The following is a 445-nucleotide window of genomic DNA, read 5'->3' on the forward strand; positions in this document are numbered from 1 at the left end:
CTTCGCCGTGAGCCATTCCACGGCGCGCGGCAGATCGTCGATCCACAGGCCGATGTGGTTGAGCGGCGTGGCGTGCACGGCGGGCTTCTTCTCGATGTCGAGTGGTTGCATGATGTCCACCTCCACCGCATGGGCGCCCTGCCCCATCGCGAGGATGTCCTCGTCGACGTTCTCGCGCTCGCTGCGGAAGGTGCCCGTCTGGGCGAGGCCCAGCATGTCCACCCACAGCCGCTTCATGCGCGCCTTGTCGGTGCCGCCGATGGCCACTTGCTGGATGCCGAGGACTTTGAAGGGACGCTGTTCGGGGGTCATGGTGAAAGGCTCCTGAAAAGAAACGGGTTGGTGATGGATGCGGCCTGTGCGCCTGCGTCACAGCTCGCGCAGCGCCCAGCTGCTGGCCAGCGCGAAATACTCGCGCAGCCAGGCGTTGTAGCGCGTGGTGATC

The 445-nt window shown here is 65.6% G+C and carries 1 protein-coding gene; it reads right to left on the reverse strand.

The window, feature by feature from the left end:
* Positions 1-312 (reverse strand): VOC family protein (locus tag GVJ63_RS21960; protein WP_200843136.1); only part of this gene is annotated, 312 nt, incomplete at its 3' end.
* Positions 313-445 lie beyond the last annotated feature (133 nt).

The sequence above is a fragment of the Pantoea sp. 18059 genome, assembly GCF_902706165.1.
In the GTDB taxonomy this organism is placed as follows: Bacteria; Pseudomonadota; Gammaproteobacteria; order Enterobacterales; family Enterobacteriaceae; genus Pantoea; species Pantoea agglomerans.